General features: G+C 36.1%; 18 protein-coding genes and 4 pseudogenes. 11 read left to right on the forward strand and 11 right to left on the reverse strand.

The window, feature by feature from the left end; all coding sequences use genetic code 11:
* Nucleotides 1-17 precede the first annotated feature (17 nt).
* From BC8716_RS01445 to BC8716_RS01465, 6 genes and pseudogenes are all read left to right on the forward strand, one after another.
* The gene (locus BC8716_RS01445) at nucleotides 18-239 is read left to right on the forward strand and encodes a hypothetical protein (RefSeq protein ID WP_042532676.1); all 222 of its coding nucleotides are present in this window, start codon (nucleotides 18-20) and stop codon (nucleotides 237-239) included.
* A 103-nt stretch (nucleotides 240-342) separates the two neighbouring features.
* Complete coding sequence (locus BC8716_RS01450) at nucleotides 343-1494, forward strand: acyltransferase family protein (RefSeq protein ID WP_094423635.1); 1152 nt, start codon at nucleotides 343-345, stop codon at nucleotides 1492-1494.
* 470 nt (nucleotides 1495-1964) lie between these two features.
* Nucleotides 1965-2195, forward strand: a complete 231-nt coding sequence (locus BC8716_RS23060; RefSeq protein WP_428835755.1) for a hypothetical protein — start codon at nucleotides 1965-1967, stop codon at nucleotides 2193-2195.
* Nucleotides 2177-2401 carry an RNA polymerase sigma factor gene (locus BC8716_RS23065; protein ID WP_428835754.1) on the forward strand — a complete coding sequence of 75 codons (225 nt, stop codon included), beginning with the start codon at nucleotides 2177-2179 and terminating at the stop codon, nucleotides 2399-2401. The genes BC8716_RS23060 and BC8716_RS23065 overlap by 19 nt, the downstream gene beginning before the upstream one ends.
* A complete protein-coding gene (locus tag BC8716_RS01460) occupies nucleotides 2385-2639 on the forward strand; it encodes a helix-turn-helix domain-containing protein (protein ID WP_094423636.1) in 255 nt (84 codons plus the stop codon). Before BC8716_RS23065 ends, BC8716_RS01460 begins: the two co-directional genes overlap by 17 nt.
* A 104-nt stretch (nucleotides 2640-2743) precedes the next feature.
* Nucleotides 2744-3562: pseudogene (locus BC8716_RS01465) on the forward strand (site-specific integrase); the annotation flags it as partial.
* A gap of 151 nt (nucleotides 3563-3713) precedes the next feature.
* On the opposite strand, the pseudogene BC8716_RS01470 reads toward BC8716_RS01465, so the two are convergent.
* From BC8716_RS01470 to drcA, 10 genes and pseudogenes are all read right to left on the reverse strand, one after another.
* Nucleotides 3714-4700: pseudogene (locus BC8716_RS01470) on the reverse strand (tyrosine-type recombinase/integrase); the annotation flags it as partial.
* A 421-nt stretch (nucleotides 4701-5121) separates the two neighbouring features.
* Nucleotides 5122-6231: a DUF418 domain-containing protein gene (locus BC8716_RS01475; RefSeq protein ID WP_063608852.1), complete on the reverse strand. Its 1110-nt coding sequence runs from the start codon at nucleotides 6229-6231 to the stop codon at nucleotides 5122-5124.
* Nucleotides 6232-6284: 53 nt separating this feature from the next.
* Complete coding sequence (locus BC8716_RS01480) at nucleotides 6285-6959, reverse strand: YqeB family protein (protein WP_063608853.1); 675 nt, start codon at nucleotides 6957-6959, stop codon at nucleotides 6285-6287.
* 185 nt (nucleotides 6960-7144) lie between these two features.
* A complete protein-coding gene (locus tag BC8716_RS01485; protein WP_063608854.1) occupies nucleotides 7145-7741 on the reverse strand; it encodes a TetR/AcrR family transcriptional regulator in 597 nt (198 codons plus the stop codon).
* 446 nt (nucleotides 7742-8187) lie between these two features.
* A pseudogene (locus BC8716_RS22685) lies at nucleotides 8188-8277 on the reverse strand (DUF1572 family protein); the annotation flags it as partial.
* Between the two features lie 147 nt (nucleotides 8278-8424).
* Nucleotides 8425-9189 carry an IS21-like element IS643 family helper ATPase IstB gene (gene istB, locus BC8716_RS01495; protein WP_094429137.1) on the reverse strand — a complete coding sequence of 255 codons (765 nt, stop codon included), beginning with the start codon at nucleotides 9187-9189 and terminating at the stop codon, nucleotides 8425-8427.
* Nucleotides 9189-10733 (reverse strand): IS21 family transposase, encoded by a 1545-nt coding sequence (gene istA, locus BC8716_RS01500; protein ID WP_094429138.1) that lies wholly within the window; start codon nucleotides 10731-10733, stop codon nucleotides 9189-9191. The genes istB and istA overlap by 1 nt, the downstream gene beginning before the upstream one ends.
* 127 nt (nucleotides 10734-10860) lie before the next feature.
* Nucleotides 10861-12469: pseudogene (locus BC8716_RS01505) on the reverse strand (IS1182 family transposase).
* A gap of 285 nt (nucleotides 12470-12754) precedes the next feature.
* Nucleotides 12755-14680, reverse strand: coding sequence for a daptomycin efflux ABC transporter permease DrcB (gene drcB / locus BC8716_RS01510; RefSeq protein WP_094423637.1), 1926 nt, complete (start codon nucleotides 14678-14680; stop codon nucleotides 12755-12757).
* Nucleotides 14667-15434, reverse strand: coding sequence for a daptomycin efflux ABC transporter ATP-binding protein DrcA (gene drcA / locus BC8716_RS01515; protein WP_018705605.1), 768 nt, complete (start codon nucleotides 15432-15434; stop codon nucleotides 14667-14669). The genes drcB and drcA overlap by 14 nt, the downstream gene beginning before the upstream one ends.
* A 207-nt stretch (nucleotides 15435-15641) precedes the next feature.
* On the opposite strand from drcA, the gene drcR reads away from it, so the two are divergent.
* The 5 genes from drcR (at nucleotide 15642) to BC8716_RS01540 (ending at nucleotide 20030) form a co-directional block, all read left to right on the forward strand.
* A complete protein-coding gene (gene drcR / locus BC8716_RS01520; protein ID WP_018705604.1) occupies nucleotides 15642-16313 on the forward strand; it encodes a daptomycin efflux response regulator transcription factor DrcR in 672 nt (223 codons plus the stop codon).
* A complete protein-coding gene (gene drcS / locus BC8716_RS01525; RefSeq protein ID WP_077113179.1) occupies nucleotides 16310-17335 on the forward strand; it encodes a daptomycin efflux sensor histidine kinase DrcS in 1026 nt (341 codons plus the stop codon). Before drcR ends, drcS begins: the two co-directional genes overlap by 4 nt.
* Nucleotides 17336-17822: 487 nt before the next feature.
* Nucleotides 17823-18005 (forward strand): helix-turn-helix domain-containing protein, encoded by a 183-nt coding sequence (locus BC8716_RS01530; protein ID WP_107589062.1) that lies wholly within the window; start codon nucleotides 17823-17825, stop codon nucleotides 18003-18005.
* 589 nt (nucleotides 18006-18594) lie between these two features.
* Nucleotides 18595-18780 carry a DUF3173 domain-containing protein gene (locus tag BC8716_RS01535; RefSeq protein ID WP_018709270.1) on the forward strand — a complete coding sequence of 62 codons (186 nt, stop codon included), beginning with the start codon at nucleotides 18595-18597 and terminating at the stop codon, nucleotides 18778-18780.
* A 38-nt stretch (nucleotides 18781-18818) separates the two neighbouring features.
* Nucleotides 18819-20030 carry a tyrosine-type recombinase/integrase gene (locus BC8716_RS01540; RefSeq protein ID WP_088053189.1) on the forward strand — a complete coding sequence of 404 codons (1212 nt, stop codon included), beginning with the start codon at nucleotides 18819-18821 and terminating at the stop codon, nucleotides 20028-20030.
* A gap of 56 nt (nucleotides 20031-20086) precedes the next feature.
* Here the strand turns inward: BC8716_RS01540 and guaA are convergent, their stop codons facing one another.
* Nucleotides 20087-21634, reverse strand: coding sequence for a glutamine-hydrolyzing GMP synthase (guaA, locus tag BC8716_RS01545; RefSeq protein WP_094423638.1), 1548 nt, complete (start codon nucleotides 21632-21634; stop codon nucleotides 20087-20089).
* Nucleotides 21635-21652: the final 18 nt, after the last annotated feature.

Genomic DNA, 21652 nt, shown 5'->3' on the forward strand with positions numbered 1-21652 from the left:
TTAATGAGGTGTTCATCATGAAAGAAATAATCAGTGGACTTGGTCTACTTTTTGTTATACAGGGAGTAGGCGGATTAATCAATCATTTGACTAATGGTGGAAAAAGTTGGTTTTTGGTAAATTATATTGATGCGTTTCAGGGATTTGAAATTGTTATGGACATTATATTTATTGTAGTTGGCGGAATCATAGGTTTAGCCTCTTGGAAAATAGATGGATCAACTAAAAGAGAAAATTAAAATATAAAGCAAATAGTACGGCTTATACATAGCCGTCCAGTTTGGCGGATGCTCCGTTGAGATATATTTTTAAATATTCATAGAGGGGAACATAAGAATTATTATGAATTCAAGACATATAGGGAGCTCGTCTCTCCAAAAGGAAGGTCGGTTATACTTTATCGATAACCTAAGGGCAGCTCTTACAATGTTAGTAGTGCTACATCATTTAGTGTATTTTTCCATCTATAACGAGGTATTATCACAAGGATCTATTGGGGCTGTTATGGGCCTTCTATTCCTTGCTTTTAATCAGACTTTTTTCATGGGGACGTTTTTTCTTATTTCCGGATATTTTGTTCCTTCATCTTTTGAACGTAATGGAGCAACCCGATTTATCAAAGATAGATTCATCCGGTTCCTAGTCCCGTTTATCTTCTACGTTCTCATTCTTAGCCAAGTTCAATCAATTGAAGTCTATATGCTTAACCAGGAGCCATTTACATGGCAAACCTATTTTTCACATTTAACTTACGGGCCGATGTGGTACGTCGAGCTACTTTTCGTATTCGTTTGTTTATACACAGTCTGGGCGAAATTTATGAGTAAAAATAAGCTATCAGTAGTTCGTCAGAGTAAGCCACCCACCTACACAATGCTTGCCATCTTTGTCATGATATTAGCAGTATCGTATTTCATCATAAGACTGTGGGTCCCTGCTCTCGACTTGCCGGGCGGATCTCCCAAGGTTCGAGCATTCGTTGGACTATTTACAGCAAGCGGCTATGATCTCCCACAATATGTCGGGCTATTCATTTTAGGCATCATCGCTTATCAACGCAATTGGTTTCGAAATACCCCTGATTCTATGGGGAGGGCAGGTTTTGGAATTGCAATTGGAGCATCGATTCTTCTCCTTCCCTTAGTCTTGATATTTGGGGTAGACGAATTACAGTTTTCTGGCGGCTGGAACTGGGCATCTTTGGTTTATTCTCTGTGGGAAGCTCTATTTTGTGTTGGCGTCATTCTCGGATTAATCATATTCTTTCGCAAAAGAGTTTCTCGTCAAGGAAAAAGTTGGAGCTTCTTGTCAGCCCATTCCTTCGTGATTTATATCATTCATATACCGATTATCGCTATTGTTATGGCTGGATTGAAGGTCATCCACTTTCCACCATCCTTCATGTTTCTAGCTATGATTCTGATCACGATACCACTTTGCTTCTTGTTAAGTTATATAATTAGGCAGATTCCCTTTGTGTCAAAGATTATTTAGGGATGGTGAGTTTTAAAGAAAAAAGAGGATACGACGATAACCATACCTGCCCTTATGCTTCTCAAAAATAGAACTAATGAGCCTTTTTCACTTTGAATTTTTATCTGAGTGCTTAAAGAAGTTTTAATTTTATAATAATAAGTGTTACGTGGAATACCGACAATTTTGAGTAATGCCTTCACAGGATAATCGTGCCTTAGCTCATATACTACTTTTACTTTTTGTTTTGTCGTAATTTGTTTTCTTCTTGAACTAAGGCTTTCAACTTTTTGAAATAGAATTTTCCATTTAATAATATGTATAAATTTTTACTCCCACCTGGCTTATGGTCAGTTGGGCTTTTTTGTATTTAATGAATATTTTTTTAAAAATATTGCTTTTATTTTTGGCATTTCATAAAAAATCTTGTTGAAGGTTATGAAAGGGGAAATCATCACCCACCTTTGCAGTTGCGAAGGGAGAGGAAATGCATGATAGAACCAGATCGTACCGAGTGGCAAGTTTGCTGTGCATTTAATGCTTTTTGTAAACGTGTATTGAAGAATGAAGCAATTAATATTTTCAACGAAAGACAACAACGACAAGCAAAGGAGATGACATTTTCTGATCTCACACCACAAGAAGAAAATCAACTCTATACCTTAGATAAGCAATATGAAGGAGAAGAAGGACAAAGTTTTAAGTGGCTGGAAAGAAAATAACTCCGAAATTACTCGCTGAAGCGTTGCGTACTTTGCCAAAAGAAAAGCGTAAGACTGTCCTTTTATACTACTTTTTTGACAAATCAGATGTAGAAATAGCTGAACTACTCGATATTCCACGTAGTACCGTTCAGTATAGGAGGACAAGCTCTTTCAAAAGGTTAAGACGATTTTTGGAGGAACATGCAGATGAATGGAGTGATTAATTCTAATGTTGGAAACAACGAGCGTGGTTTATTGCCGTACCCAATTATTTTAGCTGCAAATAAGGGTGAGCCAGAAGCAATGAAAGTAGTTGTTCTACATTATGGAAGCTATATGACAAGCCTATCCATGCGTAAGATCCGTGATGATCAAGGGAACACGTATTGGGGCATCGATGAAGATACACGCGAACGCTTACGAGCGAAGCTTATGCAATCTGTTTTAGCTTTCAAAATTTGAATACAGAATGGTTAGGTTTTCCTTCATTAATCATATATTTGTTCTTTGACAAAGAAAGCACGGAAGATAACGTTGTGCAGTATAAACTAAAAAATCAGATACGTTATATTAGAAATGTTCAAGAGTTGTTTTCCCCGCCAATGAATCGAGCTGTTGTTTTAGGAATGGCCGAAAGTAATCCATCGAAAGTTGTTGAAAATGTGAAAAAGACAAAGACAAAAATAGATTTTTGGACAAAAGAAGAATTTGAAAAAGTCATCTCTCTTTTTTATAAGGAAGACTACTATCAACACTTTTTATTTATCTCATTGGGGTTTTTATTTATGACAGGTATGCGGATTGGAGAAGCCACTGCAATTCAATGGGAAGATATTGATTTTGACAAAGGGCTGTTATCTATCGATAAAACACTTTACTATAAGAATTTGGATAACTATTCTTTTGTAGAACCAAAAACAAAAGCTAGTGTTCGTCATATTGCATTAGATGGGGATACATTAATGTTACTCCACGAATGGAAGGACGTGCAGCAATCTGTCGTTCAAACCAATTCTGTAATGAGCTATAATGGCATCCCCACACAAAAGCATACGTTAGCGAATGCCATTACACGTTTTTCAAAAAAAGCTGGGGTTCATCGAATTAGATTACATGCTTTAAGACATTCTCACGCTTCTTTGCTTATTAGTATGGCGAAAACCCATTAAATTAATGACCGCCTAGGGCAAGAAGATATTGAAACGACACTTGGTACCTATGGACATTTGTATCCAAACAGTAGCTTTGAAGTAGCCCATAAATTAGAAGGTATTATGTCTTACCAAATAGCAACAGAAAATGAAGATACTTCACCTAAAAATCAATTCACTGCTCGTTACTTACGTAAAGGTTTAAAAACAAATAATGCAATAACAATGCAATGAAAATAGAGTAAAGAGCCGAAACCCTTGTAAACAAAGGGGTTTCAGCTCTCCTTCTACTACTCCCACTCAAACAGTGCAGGTGACGCTTTAAGCCTATCATACCAACGTTTATCACATCTTCCACTATTCTTGGCGGGGTTTCTGGCGGAACTCATTTTTTTACTGCTTGATTACCATTAAATGATATACCTGATTTTTTTGCTGTTCGTATGTTAATGTTACCTGTCATCTCTTCCGCAATGAGTTCATCTACGCCTGACCACATATGTGAATAATGCTTTAACGTAATTTCTGGACTGGAATGTCCCATGCGCTTCGACAATATCAAAACAGAAATGTTAAATTCATTAATCAGATAAGATGCATGCGAATGACGTAGTCCTTTTGCTTGAATACGATGAACATTTGCGAGTTTTGCATAACGTTGAATAATTCTGCCAATTGTTGATTTTATCATTGGTGTTCCATCATAACTAAAAATGAAATCGTCAATTCCTATTTTGGCTTGTCGTTCTTTCCATACTTTCAAAATCTCTATCGTATCATTATCTAAAGAGATGATTCGCTTTCCATCCTCTGTCTTTGTATAATTTTTCCTTTGCCAATTGCTCTTGTTTCGTAAATATAGGGAATGATGAACACGAAGTCGCTTGTTTTTAAAGTCTACATCTTCCCACCATAATGCTGTACCTTCATTGACACGAAGCCCTGTCATAAAATAAACCCATAACATCACAAAACATAAATGTTCATAAAAATCATCTAGACAAATAACTGATATAACCTTTTCAAATTCTTTCTTAGTCCAATAAGGAACAACTGCCTTTCCCTTTGGAATAGCTTTCACCTTTTTAGATACATTCATTTCTAGATATTGCATATCCACTGCCATATCTAAACTTTTACGAAACATACCAAATACTAAACTAGCATATGCTTGGGAATATCCAGCTCCTTTGTCTGAAAGTAGCCAAGTTCGATACCGTTGAACATCTTCTACAGTTAGAGAGCGAAGTTCTATGTTATAGAAACGATCTCTCATACTTTCTAATGTTCGTTTACGAACATAAAAAGTACTTTCTTCCACCTCTGTTTCATATGCAGGAATATATACAGTATCCATGAATTGGCCATATGAATCATTTAAATCAATACTTTCACTTTGAATACATGTATTTGAAGTGAAAATTATTTCAAAAAATAGAAAACCCTGTATCTTAAATTACTTAATAGTAACATAAGATACAGGCTGATTTTTATTCATTGTTATTTAACTAAAGCACCCTTAAATTAAAAAGTTCACAACAAACCCCTTATAAAATAATCATCAACCATTAGTCTTAATATTACCTTTTGTGAAACTCACGAGATGGAATATTTACATTCTTTGGAATCCTCATTTTTCATATCATCTTATGACCATCGTACTTTGTGTTAAGGGGGGTGACAAAATTACTTCTGTCTGCTTTTTTATGCTCGTTTAAGAATTAAATCATAGTTGTAACAAATACTGTTCCAATTCATCTAGTCATTTTACATAAATAAATCATCTGCCTTTACTAACGATATACCAACCTTCTCAATAACGCATCTGCTGGCCCCGGTACTTTTTTATCTTCCAAGAATACGGCAATAATCACACCAGTTATCCATATTACTACCGCAGTAAGGATAATTCCTGTATACCCCAGCTTATTACCTAATCCAAATGCCACTGGAGATAATAGAATCACTAACAAAGCTTCTTGATACAAATAAAAGGTTAGTGACCTTCTTCCAATAGCAGTAAGCCAGTTTGTGATTTTAGGAGTTAATTTAGTTGCAGCTATTCCAAATAATGCAATTAAGGAGGTATATCCAATGCCACCGGCTATACCTGTTAGTATTTGAAAAATATGCAATGCTGCAAGTATTTTCTCAGACACATTCAATATACCAACAGTAATAGCAGTTAAAGGACTGGCCCCAATTACTGAAATAAGAATGCCAGTTAAAGCAAATTTTCTCAATTTTGATATATGTTGTTCAGGGTGAGAAATCCAAGTCTTCCTCTCTACTAGCACGCCTAAAAGAATAACAAAAAGGAATGGAAAAAATAATAGTTGAACGAGAACAGTAATTGGAAATGCAATAACATTTTCTATTACCATCTCTAAATAATTAACATTTGCTTCTTCTGATAATTCCTTAAACAAAGAGAGAAACCACCATCCAGTAGAAATGGTTAGGAACGATAGTGTACCTATAACAAATAGAGCTTTTTCCTTAAATCGTTTCGATTTAAAAATCAATCCTTCTATTAATAGTCCAGCGATCCCATAGAATGCAATGATATCTGCCCCACCTATAAAAACCTGATGTGTGAAGCCAAATAAGATCATGAAGAGCGAGCGTCTTCGCAATAAACGCTTTGATTCATTTACAGATATCCCTTTATCTAGTTGGCGTTTAACCATTAGTGCTATTCCAAACCCAAATAGTAAAGAAAACGTAACAAACGCACGACCATCGACAAAGGTTACTACAAACGCCTTAAATAATTGATCTGAGATTGCAGGTTCATTAACTCCCTCTATTAATTTGTGAAAAAGAGGTGCATGTGCTACAGCGATTAACAAAAGCATAAAGCCACGGCCAATGTCAGGTGTTAAGTAACGCTTGTTATCCATATACTCCACCTATATTTACACTAAATCTTATTTTGTCTTTACTATTTACTTGTTTAGCCATAAACCTTCCGAACATACTGATTCTCCCCCTGATCTTTCACAACTACTCCCAGCTCATTTAGATCCATTTTTAAATTTTTTGCCTTTTTCTTATCACCTTCTCTAATTGCTTTTCTACGTTCATATAAGATGGAATTGACTTTCTCCCCAAGTGTATGATCTTCTAGGGTCCAAAGATTGAATTCATTTACATAAGGGTCCTGTTCACACCAAGGGTAATGATGATACAGGAAGATTTCTCGTATTTTTTCCTTCTTAATATCCGTCTTTTCACTCAAAAGTTCTTGACCTTTATGATCCGTAATTACGACCTCATTATCTTCCATGAATATTGCTTTTATCTCAGATTTTTGAATTGTCTTTTCCTTATCATCTTTATTGATCAATATTTCATGATCGCTTATGTTCATTTTTAGTGCTTCACTATATATTGTTAGTGCTAAAAAAACCCCTATAACTACACCTACGAACATCAAAATAATAGACACCCAAAAAGGGTTGAATGATTCCAACAGTTGAATGGCTTTTGAATCAGAAAAGAAGGATATCCTTTTTATAAAATCAAACAACTTGGGAAGGAACCAACCTATTGTTCCTAAAACAATAGGAAACAATACTGCAATCAAATTTTCCATAAAGCCCATACCAATTTTGGATGTGTTTCCCATTAAAATTATTACCTCCTCCGAGAATTTTACTTATAAGATAGTTGAACTAAGATTTATGGAGTATTTTGGTTTGGACGACAAGAATATTAAATACAAGAGAGTAAAGAATAACTTATTGAATATATATAATTGGCATTCAAAATGTATCTCTTACTATTGAATTAATGGAAATAGTCCTTTTGTTTTTACAAGACTATTTTTGTTATCATTCTGGTTAAATGATCCTTATATTTTTCAAAACTAAAGGAATTATTCTGAGATAGCATGCTTTCCTCTATTGCGCCTTGAATCAAGACGCACATCATTTCTACATCAAATTCATTAGAAAACTCTTGTCTCTTTTGCCCCTCTAATAAAATATCTTTGAGCAATGCATTTAACAGATCTTCTTCGTCATCATCAGCTTTATAATATGGCACACCTTCTTCATTTTTAGCATTAAAGACAATTTCGATTAATGCGATATTATTTTTATAATGTGCTACTTGGTAAGCCAAACTAGCTTCAATATATGCTTTCAATTGTGAAATAGACGTTTCTTCTTGAACAACCTTTCCACTAATAAAATCTAATTTTTTGTTAAGTAAATACAGTAAGGTTTGATTGATTAAATCCATTTTGCCAGAAAAATGATACGAAATTAATCCTGTACTTACGTTTGCCATTTTAGCTACTTTGGTTAAACTGACATTTGTATAACCATATTCGTCAAGTGTATCAATGCAAGCTTGAATAATCTGTTCACTTCGTGCTTTAGCAATAAAAGATTGTTTATCTTCCAACAGAATCTCCCTTTCTACAATTTGATTAATCAATTTTTATTTTGGTTGAACAATTAATTTTATTTTAGTATATATTTCTTGTCCCTGTCAACACAAAAGTAATACGCAATCCACTTCGAATTAATATATAGTTGAACCACACGCATTCTCACACTAACCTGCCTTGACGAAAGAGACCGCCTTACTGAAATCTCCTCGTTGTTTAAAAGCACCTGTTAGTAAATAAAGTGATTTATATTCTATTTTCTCTCTCTGTATTTTTTAACATTCTCTACAAGTATTCATCTAATTGTCTTTAGGAATACTAAGCGTTTCCCAATTATATTCTTTATTTGCTTTCCAACATAAACAATCCGATATGGTAAGTATAATGAGCAATTTGTCTTTCGATTGGATCGATTACTATAGCTTTCACCACAGATTTTAATAACTATCAATATATGCTCTTATTTGGAGTTAAACAATATATTCCATCCCTCTTCCCAAATTAAAATCATTTCTTTCTGTGATATTTTATCTATAAATTCCTGGTCTCTGTTTCTATTTAAATTTTTGTTGAACTACTATTAAATACTCATTACTAATATTCACCGAAACACTCCTTCATTTAAGAATCTATCTCTATAACAACCCTTTAATTGTAGACGTCAAGTTGAAATTTACACTTTTTGCTCGTTTCCTTTTTACACATCTGCTGAAAAAATGCTCTTCCGATTTTTCATCCTGTGACTTCTCTCTTCTTCGCCACCATGGATCACTTCCACACGATGAAGTAAGCGATCTAAAATCGCAGTGGTGATGCCTTGGTCTCCGATTAAATTGCCCCATTCATCTGGACTCTTATTTGATGTCAGGATAATCGAACTTCGTTCGTATAAATGGTTAATTAAATGAAAGAATAGGTTTGCTTCTCTCTGGTCCATGGCCATATACATTAAATCATCAATAATCACTAAGTCGGCATTTCTAATTCTCTTAAGCTGAACTTTAGATTTGTTCAGGTATTCTTCTGATTTTAGAAGCTGCACCAGTTCACCCATTGTAGCGAAATAAACATTAAACCCTCTGTAAACAGCCTCAAGTCCAAGTCCAATTGCGATATACGTTTTACCGATGCCAGGAGGCCCTAAAAGGATAAGATTATAGTGTTGCTCCAGCCAGCTTAATTCTCGGAGTTGAGAAAGCTGACGAGCCGTCAGAACGTTTTGTCCTTTCAGCTCAAACTCGTCTAATGACTTCACGAAAGGGAAGCGTGCCCATTTCATTCTTTTCTCAAGGCTTTTCTCTTCGCGTTTGGCTAATTCATATCGAGTGAGAGACTCTAAAAATTCCAAGTAGGTCCATGATGCTTTTTCAGCTTCGCGAAGAAGCTGTGGCAGCTCCTCCGCAGTCTCTGCTAGGCGTAGCTGACGAAAGTGATCTTGTAGTTCATGTACGGTTTTGTTCATCATGTTCTACCTCCTAAAATGCTAGTATAGGCATTTAGAGAACGGGTAGAGGCTTTGAGATGAGAATGGTTTGGCGGACTCGTGTAAAAAGATTGTGCTTCTTCAATCGGCTCATCTCGTAAAGCATCAAGGTGATGAGCGATATCGCGAAAGTCATTCGCATTGTAAAGCTTTTCTGTCGTACACTTGGCCAAAACAGTATCAATTATAGCCGGGTATTGTTGGCTCACCTTATGAATAATTGTAAACTGATCTCTCCGATACCTCGGGTATCTTTGGCTAATCTCATCTAAATAGGCAGCTGCCTGAACCTGATCTTTAAAGTGAGAGAGGAGACGTTGTTTAAACTCTTCTACACCTTTGGAGCGATCACGAGTATGGTGACGGTTTTGAATCAGCTTTCCCTTTTCAGAGCTGATCCTATGCTCGGCAATCACTTCACCATTTGCTTCTTTGCGGATGATCAGGGCGTTGTGATCTTCTTCCCTTATTTCAATCCACACAAGATTCTCACTCCTATTTTGATAAGTCCCCAGTGGGACAGAGTAACGGTTTGACTTGTACCGGATCGTATTGTCCTTACTAACACTTCTTGTTATACTTTGGTTATGGGTACTTTCATATGAAAGTAACGAAGAGACTGGCTGTAAGTGTTGCTTTTCGAGGAGAAACACTTCTGCTGGTCTTTTTTTCGTTGTCTGGTGAACCTGGTGGTTTCCCGTACGCTTGAGCCATTGCCTTGCCCGTTCATTCCAATCTTCTATATCTCTAAACACACGACTGTCAGCGAAGTTGCCTTTTATGTATTTCACTACATTTTCAATCATCCCTTTAGATTCTGGATCCGCTCTTCGGCAAAGGTGAACGTTGAATTTACGCTCGTTTACATAGCTTTGAAACTCAGCTGTTAAAAGTAGTTGACCTGCATTTTCACTTACTGAGATTAAGTGATCCTGATCATAGACAATTTCTTCGGTTCGTCCTCCATAGAACTGGAAGGCATGTTCGTGACAACGAATCGCATCTCTTGTGGTGAATGGACGTGCTTGCCATTCCATATATTTTTGTCGCGAGTGAACGAGTACAAAGGCAATAAAGTACAGTTTGATTTCCTTGTTGTTCACTGTTTTCTGTTTTGTTTCTCCCCAGTCTACCTGGAGTTGTTTACCCATTGGTTGTTCAGGAACTGCTTCGTATTGCCGGACAATCCCCTTTTTCTCAATCTGATAAACTTCTCGCACCCCCCTCACATATGTTCTTACAGTACTTCCGCCGACCACTAGGTCGGGGTATCTTTCTAAAAGCCAATCATGGATCTGAGCACTACTTAGGTGGGGATACTCTTCGAGCCAGGCCAGTATCCAGTCCTTATAGTGATCTAGTTTTTTCTTCTTTCCCAAGGGCTGTTCAGTATACGCCTTTGCCTCATCGAATGTCATTTCTAAGTACTTATAGACAGTCGGTCTTGAGATTTTAAGCTCCTTAGCGATTTGCGCTACTTTAAACTTTCTCTTATGTAATTCCTGAATCTTAATATATAACACTAACTTCTCCTCCAAGATCCTAACCCCCAGTAAAATAACATCACGATCTATTTTACTAAAGAGGTAGATTGATTGAGCAAAAGTGTAAAATCTTATCGATCAAAAAGTGTCAACTTTATTCTAGCGTTTACATTTTTATGTCTTCAGGTGAAAATGTACCATTTTCAGTGTTAATGACGGCGTACTTTCTTATATTTACCGCCATTAACGCAAATCCCATTTCGTTATGCACTTGGGGTTTTCCTCGAACCGACATTCGAGTGAAACCTAAATTAGCCTTCAAAAATCCGAAAAATGGCTCAACATCTATTTTACGTTTCCCGTAAACTTCGCCTGTTTCTTCGTTTGAAAGCTTTTGTCTTATATATTCTTTTTGAGATTCCCATTTTTCATTATAAAACAACTTTCTGTTTTTACCTTCTGTTGCTTTTGTACAGAAAGAGCGTAATGGGCAATCCGTACAATCTTCACATTCGTATACTTTAAAGTTTCGTTTAAATCCATATTTATCTTTTCGATTGGATTGATATGCAAAATATAATCTGCGATTATTTGGACAAATAAACGAACCTGTTTCGCCATCATATTGCCAGTTTGCCGTTTTAAATGGATCATTCTTAAACTTCTTTTTCTTCTCTTTTCTATATTGATTATATGTAATAAGTGGAATTCGCTTACGCACATTTAATACATTATCATAGTTTTGTTCACTACCATATCCGGCATCGGCAACGATATATTGTGGTAGTTCGAAATAATTATCTTCTATATTATTTAAAAACGGAATCAAAGTGCGTGTATCTGTTGGGTTCGGAAATATATCATAAGCTAATGCATACTGACCTTCGGTAGCTACTTGTAGGTTGTACCCAGCTTTTAATTGTCCATTCTGCATATAGTCATCTTTCATTCGCATAAAAGTTGCATCGTGATCTGTTTTGGAATAACTGTTTCTATCTTTAAATATTTCCATATCGCGTTGATATTTTGGTTTGCGCATTAAAAAATTTGTAAAATGCTTACGATATTTCTTTGGTTCCTTGCGCTCTGAGCGCAATTGTTTACGTTCACTTGTTATATCCGATTCATCAATTTTCTTCGTGTATGTATCAATCGTGTCATCTAATTTTTTAACAATAGATTCTAATTCCTCAACCGAAAGTTCCTGTTCATTTTCACGTTCAATTGATGGAATAATTTCCTTTTCTAACAGCTCATCATACATTGCGTTTGACTTCTCAATCAAATTGGAACTATATCTTTCAATGGATTTACGCCAAACGAAAGTAAATTTATTAGCGTTTGCCTCTATTTTTGTACCATCAATAAAGAGAGCTTCTGCATCTATCTCTTCTTCTTGAACAAGTTTAGAACGGAATTGTACAAAGCATTGTCGCAACAATTCAGCTACTAAAGGATTTGTACGAAATCGATTTATGGTGCGATAGGTAGGCTCGTATCCTTGAGCTAACCACATCATACGGATACTGTCTTTGAGTAATGCTTCTATTTTCCGTCCGGAAAATACAGACTGAGTATATGCGCATAAAATAATTTTCATCATCATACGTGGATGATAAGCTGGACAACCTGTACTGCGTTCAAATTTTTGAAAAGATTTTGCAGGAATACTTTCAATTAAATCATTCACTGCAAAGGCAATATCATTTTTTTTCTAATTTAATTTCTAAATCTAAAGGCAAAACGACTTGATTTATGCTATAATATTTATACAAAAGAGCACCTCCGTAAGTTATTGTGTCGTTACTTTAATTTTACCAGAAGGTGTTCTTTTTGTTTAGCTATTTTTTGGAATAATCAACTAATTTTCAAGAAATATAAAACGGAAATCCAGCAAGTGCTGAACTTCCGTTTTTCTATTTAGCTGAGTTTTGTCCCAGCCTCTTGTTTCTTGCAGCATTGAAGAAGTAATAGTATCAAATCGACGCATTACAGTTGTTGGAGATGACAAAGGAATTCATAACAAAGACCCTCCCGAACATTCGAGAGATGTTTCGCTCTTATTTGTTTACAATGCGATTGTACGTATTAACAGTTAATACATAATAGACTGCATAGATGATAACAAAGAAGACTATAGCCATTAGAATAGGGAAGATAAGATTGATTCCAATTAGATTAGAAATAAAGTTGCTAGTAAAGTACAATGTCACACAACTATGCAATATTCCTACGGTTAGTGGCAATCCGAACACAAATAATGACTGTCTTTTGATTGATTTACGTATATCCTTTTTATTGACACCGATTTTTCTAAGGATTTCATAGTGTCCTTTCGCCTCATTCGCTTCTGTTAACTGTTTGAAATAAATGATACTTCCACTTGCCGCTAAAAATACAAGTCCCAAAAAACCAAAAATAAAGAGAGTAATTGCGTTTCCTTCTTTACCTTGCTTATACTCAGTATAAAATGATGAAGAAACTTGAAAATCGTTTCCAACCAGTTTATTTACTTTCTTTGAAGTGGCTTGTGCCGTTACTTCATTTTCCACTTCATATACTTTATAAGTTAATGGAGCCTCTTTTTTGGCTATCTCAGCAAACATTTCGTTACTAACTACGAGAAAGAAATCGGGATAATCGAAAGGTAGCACATTACTTTCAACCATATGAACAAATGGCAGTTCGCTGCTTCCTTGAGGCAATTGAATCGTTATATTTTCTCCTTTAAAAACCGACTTCGTATATTCAGTAAACCTTGGCTGGATTACTGCTGCTTGATTTCTTGATAGTAAGACTGTTTCATCCTTATTTAAAGCATTCGCTGCTTTATTAAATGTACTTTCTGAGATTAATTGCACAGGATTTATGTCATAATCCAGTTGAAATGAGAGTATTCCTTTTACCTGAATGACGGGTATGTCTAGTTGGGCTTTTATTGGATGTCGATGATCTGCTTTTATTATTCTCTCCACCTGCGAATCAAATTCTGGACCTTTTGACAAATGCGAATAGCTGAACGGAACAACTTCCTCAGCTCTTTTTTCGTTGCTGTAATACCCACTGTAAGTTGCACCTAAGAAACAAATCGTTGCAGAACTCAACAATGCAATGACTGTAAAGGTACGTGCATTCCCTCTAATACGAAACAGTAAGCGAGATGTTTCAATTATTCTAGTTCCTCTGTAATAACGCGACTTATTTTTTTGTGATAATCTTAATAAATAGACCGTTACAGATCGAAAAAATAAATGGGTGCCAATGACGAGAGCAACAAAAGCAATACCATAATTTTTCATTAAATATTCCGTAGTAAATTCGTCAGGAAATGGTTTTAATATCAGCCAGTAACTAACGACAAGCAATATAACTCCGATAACAGCCGATATAAGTGAAACCTTTGGAATTTGTTCACCTTTTTTCTCATCATAGAATAATTCGATTAATGTAAAACGATAAATCAAACGGTAACCTTGAACGGAAGTGAATAAAATAATGACCATAAAGACTATGACTGTTTGGGTAATCGCTAGAATGGAAATACCGAAGTCCACCTCGGCAATTGAACCCATAAGTTTTATTAAAATCATTGCAAATAATTTGGAAAGTAAGGTTCCAAGAATAATTCCAATAACTATTGCAATGATTCCCATAATCAAATTTTCATAAAATAACATTTTTGCAATGGTTTTCTTGCGTAAACCAAGTATGGCGTACAATCCGACTTCTTTCTTCCTTTTTCTTGTGAAGAATGAATTGGAGTACAAAATAAAGATTGCTACGAATAAAATTAAGATAATTGATGATACCCCAAACATGAAACTCATTGTATCCGACAATTCAATGCTTTCCTGAATTTTTTCGCTATATTGCAAGGAAGTGAACGTATAATAAATAACCATGCTGAAGACGAGCGTAACAAAATAGACAAAATAATTATTGAAGTTACCTTTAATATTTTTCCTTGCTAAACTAAATAACGTCATTTGCTCCACCCCCCAGTGCTGATAGAACATCCAACACCTTGTTGAAAAATTCTTTGCGGGATCTTTTCCCTTTCACAAGTTCTGTGAAGATTTTACCGTCTTTAATAAATAGGACGCGATTACAATAACTTGCCGCATAAGCATCATGGGTAACCATTAAAATTGTTGCCTTGTCTTGTTCATTAAGATCCTTTAAACTTTCTAATAAGTCTGTTGCTGATTTCGAATCCAACGCACCTGTTGGTTCATCTGCCAATATTAGGTTTGGCTTTGAAATAATCGCGCGTGATGCTGCCGTGCGTTGCTTTTGTCCCCCAGAAATTTGATACGGGTACTTATTTAAAATGTCGCGAATGCCAAACTTATCTGCCACTTCATCTGCTCTTCGTTCCAATTCCTTAACGTTCAATTTTGCCAAGGCTAACGGCAAGATAATATTTTCTTTCACAGTTAGAGTATCTAATAAATTATAGTCTTGGAAAAGGAAACCAAGTTTGTCACGGCGAAAGGCAGATAATTGCTCTTCATTCATCTTTGTCAAATTGATTCCGTCAACCACGATGTCACCAGCAGTCGGCTCGTCAATTGTTGCCAATATATTTAGTAAAGTTGATTTACCAGCACCCGAGGGACCCATAATACCGACGAATTCACCTTCCATGACGGTTAAGTCTATATCCTCCAAAGCTGAAAATACATTTCCCTTTGCACCATAGACTTTTTTTATTTGTTTTGCTTCGACAATAGTTTTCATATTTAAATCCTCCATTCAGAGTTGTTTTGTTTTACGTTTTTATTTTACAATAGGTGCCCTTTATATAAACTTACAGCTTGATCTCGTAACCTTACATTTTCGTCACATTGATAAAAAATATGTTTAAACACGATATTTTCTTTGTATGTTGGTCGATATTCAATTAATATGATGTTAAAGAAGGATGATTGTTTGGAGGGAAGAGGAATGAAAATCATGATTGTGGAAGATGATTTGACCATTCGTGATATGGTAGGGGAAACATTAGAAAAGTGGGGTTTTGAAACCGTTAAGATCGAAGACTTTGACCAAATCATGCAGGTATTTCTTAATCATGATCCTCACCTAGTCATCATGGATATCAATTTGCCATCGTTTGACGGATTTTACTGGTGTAATAAAATCAGAGAAATTTCAAAGGTCCCTATGATCTTTCTCTCTTCCCGTGATACACCAATGGATATAGTGATGTCGATAAACATGGGAGGAGATGATTATATTCAAAAACCTTTCCATATGGATGTATTGATTGCAAAAATTAATGCACTCCTCCGCAGAACGTATTCCTACATGGAAACACAGTCTAAGACAATCGAACATGATGGAATTATATTAAACCTTGAGAACGGAGAGGCCTTACATGGAGATCGAAAGTCGGAACTCACGAAAACAGAATTTCTTATTTTGAAAATCCTGATGAAAAATAAAGGAACCATCGTCAGTCGTACGAAAATGATGCGTAGCCTTTGGAAGAATGAAAATTTCGTAGACGAAAATACATTGACGGTTAATATTGCTCGTCTGCGTAAAAAGCTTGCTGAACTTGGAAAAGAACACTTCATTATGACTAAGAAAGGACAAGGTTATATTATCCAATGAGTTTCTTTCAATATCTAAAAGATAAACGGAATTTCTTTATATTAAACGTGATCATTATGTTCTTTGTTTCTTTGATGACGATTGTGAGCACAGATTCCAGAAACACTGTAAGTAATATCGTATATACCAATGTGGTTATCTTTTTTATTGTAGCTATATACGTAATCATCGAATACTATTACAATAGAGAATTTTATCGGGAATTAAATGATTTGGTTGAAAGTAATCATGAAGAATTTCTCGCAACTCTGCCTAAACCGCGAAACGATGAACAACTGTTATATCTTGAGTTATTAAAAAAAGTAAATAGTGTGCATGGCGATCAATTACAAAAGTTGTATAACGAAAAAATGGATCATCAAGATTTTATTACATCTTGGATTCATGAAGTCAAGGTTCCGATTGCGGCAGGTCGCTTGCTTATGGAAAACAGTAATGGAAGAACTGTTGAATACCTTGTGGACAAGTTTGAAGATGAGTTGGATAGAATCGAAAATTACGTGGAGCAGGCTCTTTATTATTCTCGCATTGATTCTTTTTCCAAAGATTATTTTATTTCCGAGGTAGTGTTGGATCAAGTTGCTAAAAACAGTGTAAAGAAATTTGCCAAATCTTTTATTAACAAGCAAATTCGTTTTCATATGGACAATATTGAACAGGTTGTCCATACCGACAGTAAATGGCTTGGTTTTATTATGGATCAAGTTTTTTCAAATTCTTTAAAATATACAGGTGAAGGCGGGGAAATCTCCGTACAATTTGAGGAAGATCTAAAAGAAAAGCGGCTACAGATTCAAGATACAGGCATTGGAATTAAGCCAGAGGATATCAGCCGCGTATTTGAAAAAGGATTTACAGGATCTATTGGGAGAAGTCATGCCAAATCTACCGGTTTAGGTCTCTACCTTGCAAAAGAAATGGCTCTTAAATTAGGACATGACCTTTCCATTCATTCAGAAGATGGGAAATATACGAAGGTCATCATCCACTTTCCAAAAATCAGAAATTATTATCATCTATAAGTATAATGGTGGGGTTAAAGAAATTGGTTAATCGGAAAATAGTATCAAATTAAAGGTGTTCAAGTAGAATAATGTTTATCGTAAGGCTTAAGAAATATTAAATAATATAGCCAATAGTAAGTGAATTAATTGATAAAAAAATAAGTACTTGAAAATAGCTATAACCAGGTTTTTATTATATTTTGATCGATTTTTTCAAAAATTGTTCTATTAATACCACGATTTAAAAAACTTTATTTTGTATTATTCATTATTATGTTCGATCAGTTTTTATGTGAATTGTAATAAAATAGAGTTTGACATTTAAAGTATTTCTTGTTTTGGTCCTTAATATTAAATATTAAAAATGATTCTACCTAACTGTTAATATTCAGTTGGGTTATTGTTTTTTAAAAACTTTTTCTCTGATTTTTGGCATTTTACAAAAAAACTTGTTGAAGGTAATGAAAGGGGAAATCATCAAGACGTTTTTTGGAGGAGCATGCAGATGAATGGGATGATTAATACTAATACGGAAATCAATGAGCGTGGCTTTTTGCCGTATCCAATCATTTTAGCTGCAAATAAGGGTGAGCTAGAAGCAATGAAAGTAGTTGTTCTACATTATAGAAGCTATATGACAAGTTTATCCATGCGTAAGCTCCGTGATGAACAAGGAAACACTTATTGAGGCATCGATGAAGATACACGCGAACGCTTACGAGCGAAGCTTATGCAATCTGTTTTAACTTTCAAAATTTGAATACAGAATGGTTAGGTTTTCCCTTTCATTCATCATATATTTGTTCTTTGACAAAGAAAGCACGGAAGATTACGCCGTGCAGTATAAGCAAAAAATCAGATACGTTCTACTGATGATGAGCCAATTGATTCATACGCCATGACTTTCGTTAGAAACGAGCGATAATCTATGAATCTAATGTAATCGTGGTGGATTGCTGGCGATAACCCATCAGTTAGGATAATGATACTCCCCTATCGTCATGGTTCGAGCGTTTGAACCGTCGCAAGCTATGAGTAGGGCTGGAAGAAATACTTGCAGGGGTGAAATTCCCGTGGAGCTGCACCAGCAGCCGTCTGATTTTTTATATTCAATTTAGCAAGATAGGTTAAAGTAACTATCAAGTTATGACATTAAATCCTTTTTATTTTAGTGCAAGAGCCAAATTCACGCAACATATTAGAATTAGTTTTATAGAAGCGATATAATAATAGACAGATATCAAATAGCATATCCTAGTCTATGGAAAGGAGTTCATATGGTTACCGTCACTAAAAAAGACTTGATAGCGCTAGGTTATGGTCCCTCTTTTTCAGCTGATATTATTAGAGAGTGTAAAAAATTAATGATATCAAAAGGGCACACGTATTATCAATCTAAAAAGTTAGATCGTGTTCCTAAAGAAGCTGTAGAGGAAGTATTAGGGATAACTTTAGATGTGTGATTTGTACTTCTTGCACTAATTGCGTAAGGAGTGAAATCATGACTAAAGATATCGTCAAAAAAGCAAAGAACGGAACTTATTATTTTAGGGCAAATTTAGGATATCACCCCATCACTGGCAAGCAAATTCAGAAGTACCGCAGTGGTTTTAAAACTAAAAAAGAAGCAAGGGAAGAATATTCAAGGTTACTACTTACAAAACCAGATGCACTAGAAGAAAAGCAAGATGACGTTTTATTCCAACATTTTATTGAAGATATTTTCTTACCTTGGTATAAAACACAAGTAAAAAGAAGAACGTACGATAATCGATTACCGACTGTAAGAAAACATTTCACTTTTTTTAATAACTTAATCACAACGGAAATTACCCCGATCCATGTTCAAAAATGGCAATTAGCATTATCTAAAAAGAAGTATCGTTCTTCTTATATTAGAAATGTTCAAGGGTTGTTTTCTATGGCAATGGATCGAGCTGTTGTTTTAGGACTAGCTGAAAATAATCCATCGAAAATTGTAGGTAATGTGAAGAAAACAAAGACCAAAATAGACTTTTGGACAAAAGAAGAATTTGAAAAGGTCATCTCTCTTTTCTATAAAGAAGATTATTATCAACATTTTTTATTTATTTCATTGTGGTTTTTATTTATGACAGGCATGCGAATTGGAGAAGCCACTGCGATTCAATGGGAAGATATTGACTTTGACAAAGGTCTGTTATCTATCGATAAAACACTTTACTATAAGAATTTGGATAACTATTCTTTTGTAGAACCAAAAACAAAGGCTAGTGTTCGTCATATTGCATTAGATGGAGATACACTAACGTTACTCAGCGAATGGAAGGACGTGCAGCAATCTGTCGTTCAAACCAATTTTGTAATGAGCTATAATGGTATCCCCACACAAAAGCATACGTTAGCGAATGCCATTACACGTTTTTCAAAAAAAGCTGGGGTTCATCGAATTAGATTACATGCTTTAAGACATTCTCACGCTTCTTTGCTTATTAGTATGGGCGAAAACCCATTAATCATTAAAGACCGCCTAGGACATGAAGATATTGAAACGACACTTGGCACCTACGGACATTTGTATCCTAACAGTAACTTTGAAGTAGCCCATAAATTAGAAGGTATTATGTCTTACCAAACAGCAACAGAAAATGAAGATACTTCACCCAAGAATCAATTCACTGCTCGTTACCTGCGTAAAGGTTTAAAAACAAATAATGCAATAACAATGCAATGAAAATAGAGTAAAGAGCCGAAACCCTTATAAACAAAGGGGTTTCAGCTCTCCGACAACTACTCCCACTCAATCGTAGAAGGTGGCTTGCTCGTAATGTCGTACACAATCCGGTTGACGTGTTCGACTTCGTTGACGATCCGGGTGGAGATGATTTCCAGCACGTCCCATGGAATGCGCGCCCAATCGGACGTCATGCCGTCAATCGAGGTAACGGCGCGGATGCCGACTGTGTAATCGTATGTGCGTGTGTCGCCCATAACGCCAACGCTTCGCATATTCGGCAATGCCGTAAAGTATTGCCAAATTTCGCGGTCAAGCCCGGCTTTTTTGATTTCTTCACGCAAGATTGCGTCTGATTCACGGACAATTTTTAGCTTCTCATCGGTAATTTCGCCAAGGACGCGAATGCCAAGGCCTGGGCCAGGGAATGGTTGGCGCCATACAATCTCATCTGGAATGCCAAGTTCTGTGCCAAGAGCGCGCACTTCGTCTTTAAATAGCGCGTTGAGTGGCTCAATTAATTCAAAAGCCATGTCTTCTGGCAAACCGCCTACATTATGGTGCGATTTAATCGTTTGGGCCGTGTCTGTTCCTGACTCAATGATGTCGGTATAAAGTGTTCCTTGAGCGAGGAAGTCCATTTTCTTATCTTTTAGTTTTGCCGCTTCTTCATCAAAGACGTAAATAAATTCGTTGCCGATAATTTTCCGTTTCTGTTCTGGATCGGTAACGCCTTTTAATTTAGTCAAGAACCGTTCTGATGCGTCAATTTTGATGACATTCATGTTAAAGCCTTGGCTGAATGTTTCCATGACGCTTTCTGCTTCTCCTTTGCGAAGCAAGCCATGGTCAATGAACATGCATGTCAATTGATCGCCAATGGCTTTATGGATGAGCACCGCTACTACGGAGGAGTCAACACCACCGCTTAATGCGCACAACACGTGGCGGTCCCCTACTTGTTCGCGGATTTTCTTGATTTCCTCTTCAATGAAGTTTTCCATTGACCAATCGCCTTTAGCGCCGCAAATGTCAAACGCAAAATTTTTCAAAAGGTCATTGCCAAATTCGGAATGCCGCACTTCGGGATGAAACTGCACGCCGTACAAGTTGCGGGACTCATCGCTCATAGCTGCAACTGGGCAGGAAGGATTGGAAGCGTCGACGGTAAAGCCCTCTGGAGGAGCCACAATTTTGTCGCCATGGCTCATCCAAACGGTTTGCTCAATGGGCAAGCCTTTAAAGAGCGACGATTGGTTTTCCACATTTAATAACGCTTTTCCGTATTCACGATGGGAAGCCTTGTCGACTTTGCCGCCAAAGTGATGTGTCATTAATTGGACGCCATAACAAATCCCTAAAATCGGAATGCCTAAATCATAAATGGCAGGGTCGCATTTAGGGGAACCTTCTGCATACGCGCTGTTAGGCCCGCCTGAAAAGATAATGCCGATTGGGTTCATTTCTTTTAATTCATCCGCCGTCAGTTTGTGTGAATGCAGTTCGCTATACACACCGAGGTCGCGGATCCGTCTTGTGATCAGTTGATTGTATTGCCCACCAAAGTCAAGGACAACAATCGTTTCATGATTCGTTACTTGCATGCAGCTTCACCCTTTGCT

The organism is Shouchella clausii, assembly GCF_002250115.1.
Classification (GTDB): domain Bacteria; phylum Bacillota; class Bacilli; order Bacillales; family Bacillaceae_D; genus Shouchella; species Shouchella clausii.

Bases quoted from the DNA above. Each gene is read 5' to 3' on its own strand.
- BC8716_RS01445 (WP_042532676.1), top strand. From the start codon at position 18: ATGAAAGAAATAATCAGTGGACTTGGTCTACTTTTTGTTATACAGGGA.
- BC8716_RS01450 (WP_094423635.1), top strand. From the start codon at position 343: ATGAATTCAAGACATATAGGGAGCTCGTCTCTCCAAAAGGAAGGTCGG.
- BC8716_RS23060 (WP_428835755.1), top strand. From the start codon at position 1,965: ATGATAGAACCAGATCGTACCGAGTGGCAAGTTTGCTGTGCATTTAAT.
- BC8716_RS01460 (WP_094423636.1), top strand. From the start codon at position 2,385: ATGAATGGAGTGATTAATTCTAATGTTGGAAACAACGAGCGTGGTTTA.
- BC8716_RS01475 (WP_063608852.1), bottom strand. From the start codon at position 6,231: ATGGATAACAAGCGTTACTTAACACCTGACATTGGCCGTGGCTTTATG.
- BC8716_RS01480 (WP_063608853.1), bottom strand. From the start codon at position 6,959: ATGGGAAACACATCCAAAATTGGTATGGGCTTTATGGAAAATTTGATT.
- istB (WP_094429137.1), bottom strand. From the start codon at position 9,189: ATGAACAAAACCGTACATGAACTACAAGATCACTTTCGTCAGCTACGC.
- drcB (WP_094423637.1), bottom strand. From the start codon at position 14,680: ATGACGTTATTTAGTTTAGCAAGGAAAAATATTAAAGGTAACTTCAAT.
- drcA (WP_018705605.1), bottom strand. From the start codon at position 15,434: ATGAAAACTATTGTCGAAGCAAAACAAATAAAAAAAGTCTATGGTGCA.
- drcR (WP_018705604.1), top strand. From the start codon at position 15,642: ATGAAAATCATGATTGTGGAAGATGATTTGACCATTCGTGATATGGTA.
- drcS (WP_077113179.1), top strand. From the start codon at position 16,310: ATGAGTTTCTTTCAATATCTAAAAGATAAACGGAATTTCTTTATATTA.
- BC8716_RS01530 (WP_107589062.1), top strand. From the start codon at position 17,823: ATGAATGGGATGATTAATACTAATACGGAAATCAATGAGCGTGGCTTT.
- BC8716_RS01535 (WP_018709270.1), top strand. From the start codon at position 18,595: ATGGTTACCGTCACTAAAAAAGACTTGATAGCGCTAGGTTATGGTCCC.
- BC8716_RS01540 (WP_088053189.1), top strand. From the start codon at position 18,819: ATGACTAAAGATATCGTCAAAAAAGCAAAGAACGGAACTTATTATTTT.
- guaA (WP_094423638.1), bottom strand. From the start codon at position 21,634: ATGCAAGTAACGAATCATGAAACGATTGTTGTCCTTGACTTTGGTGGG.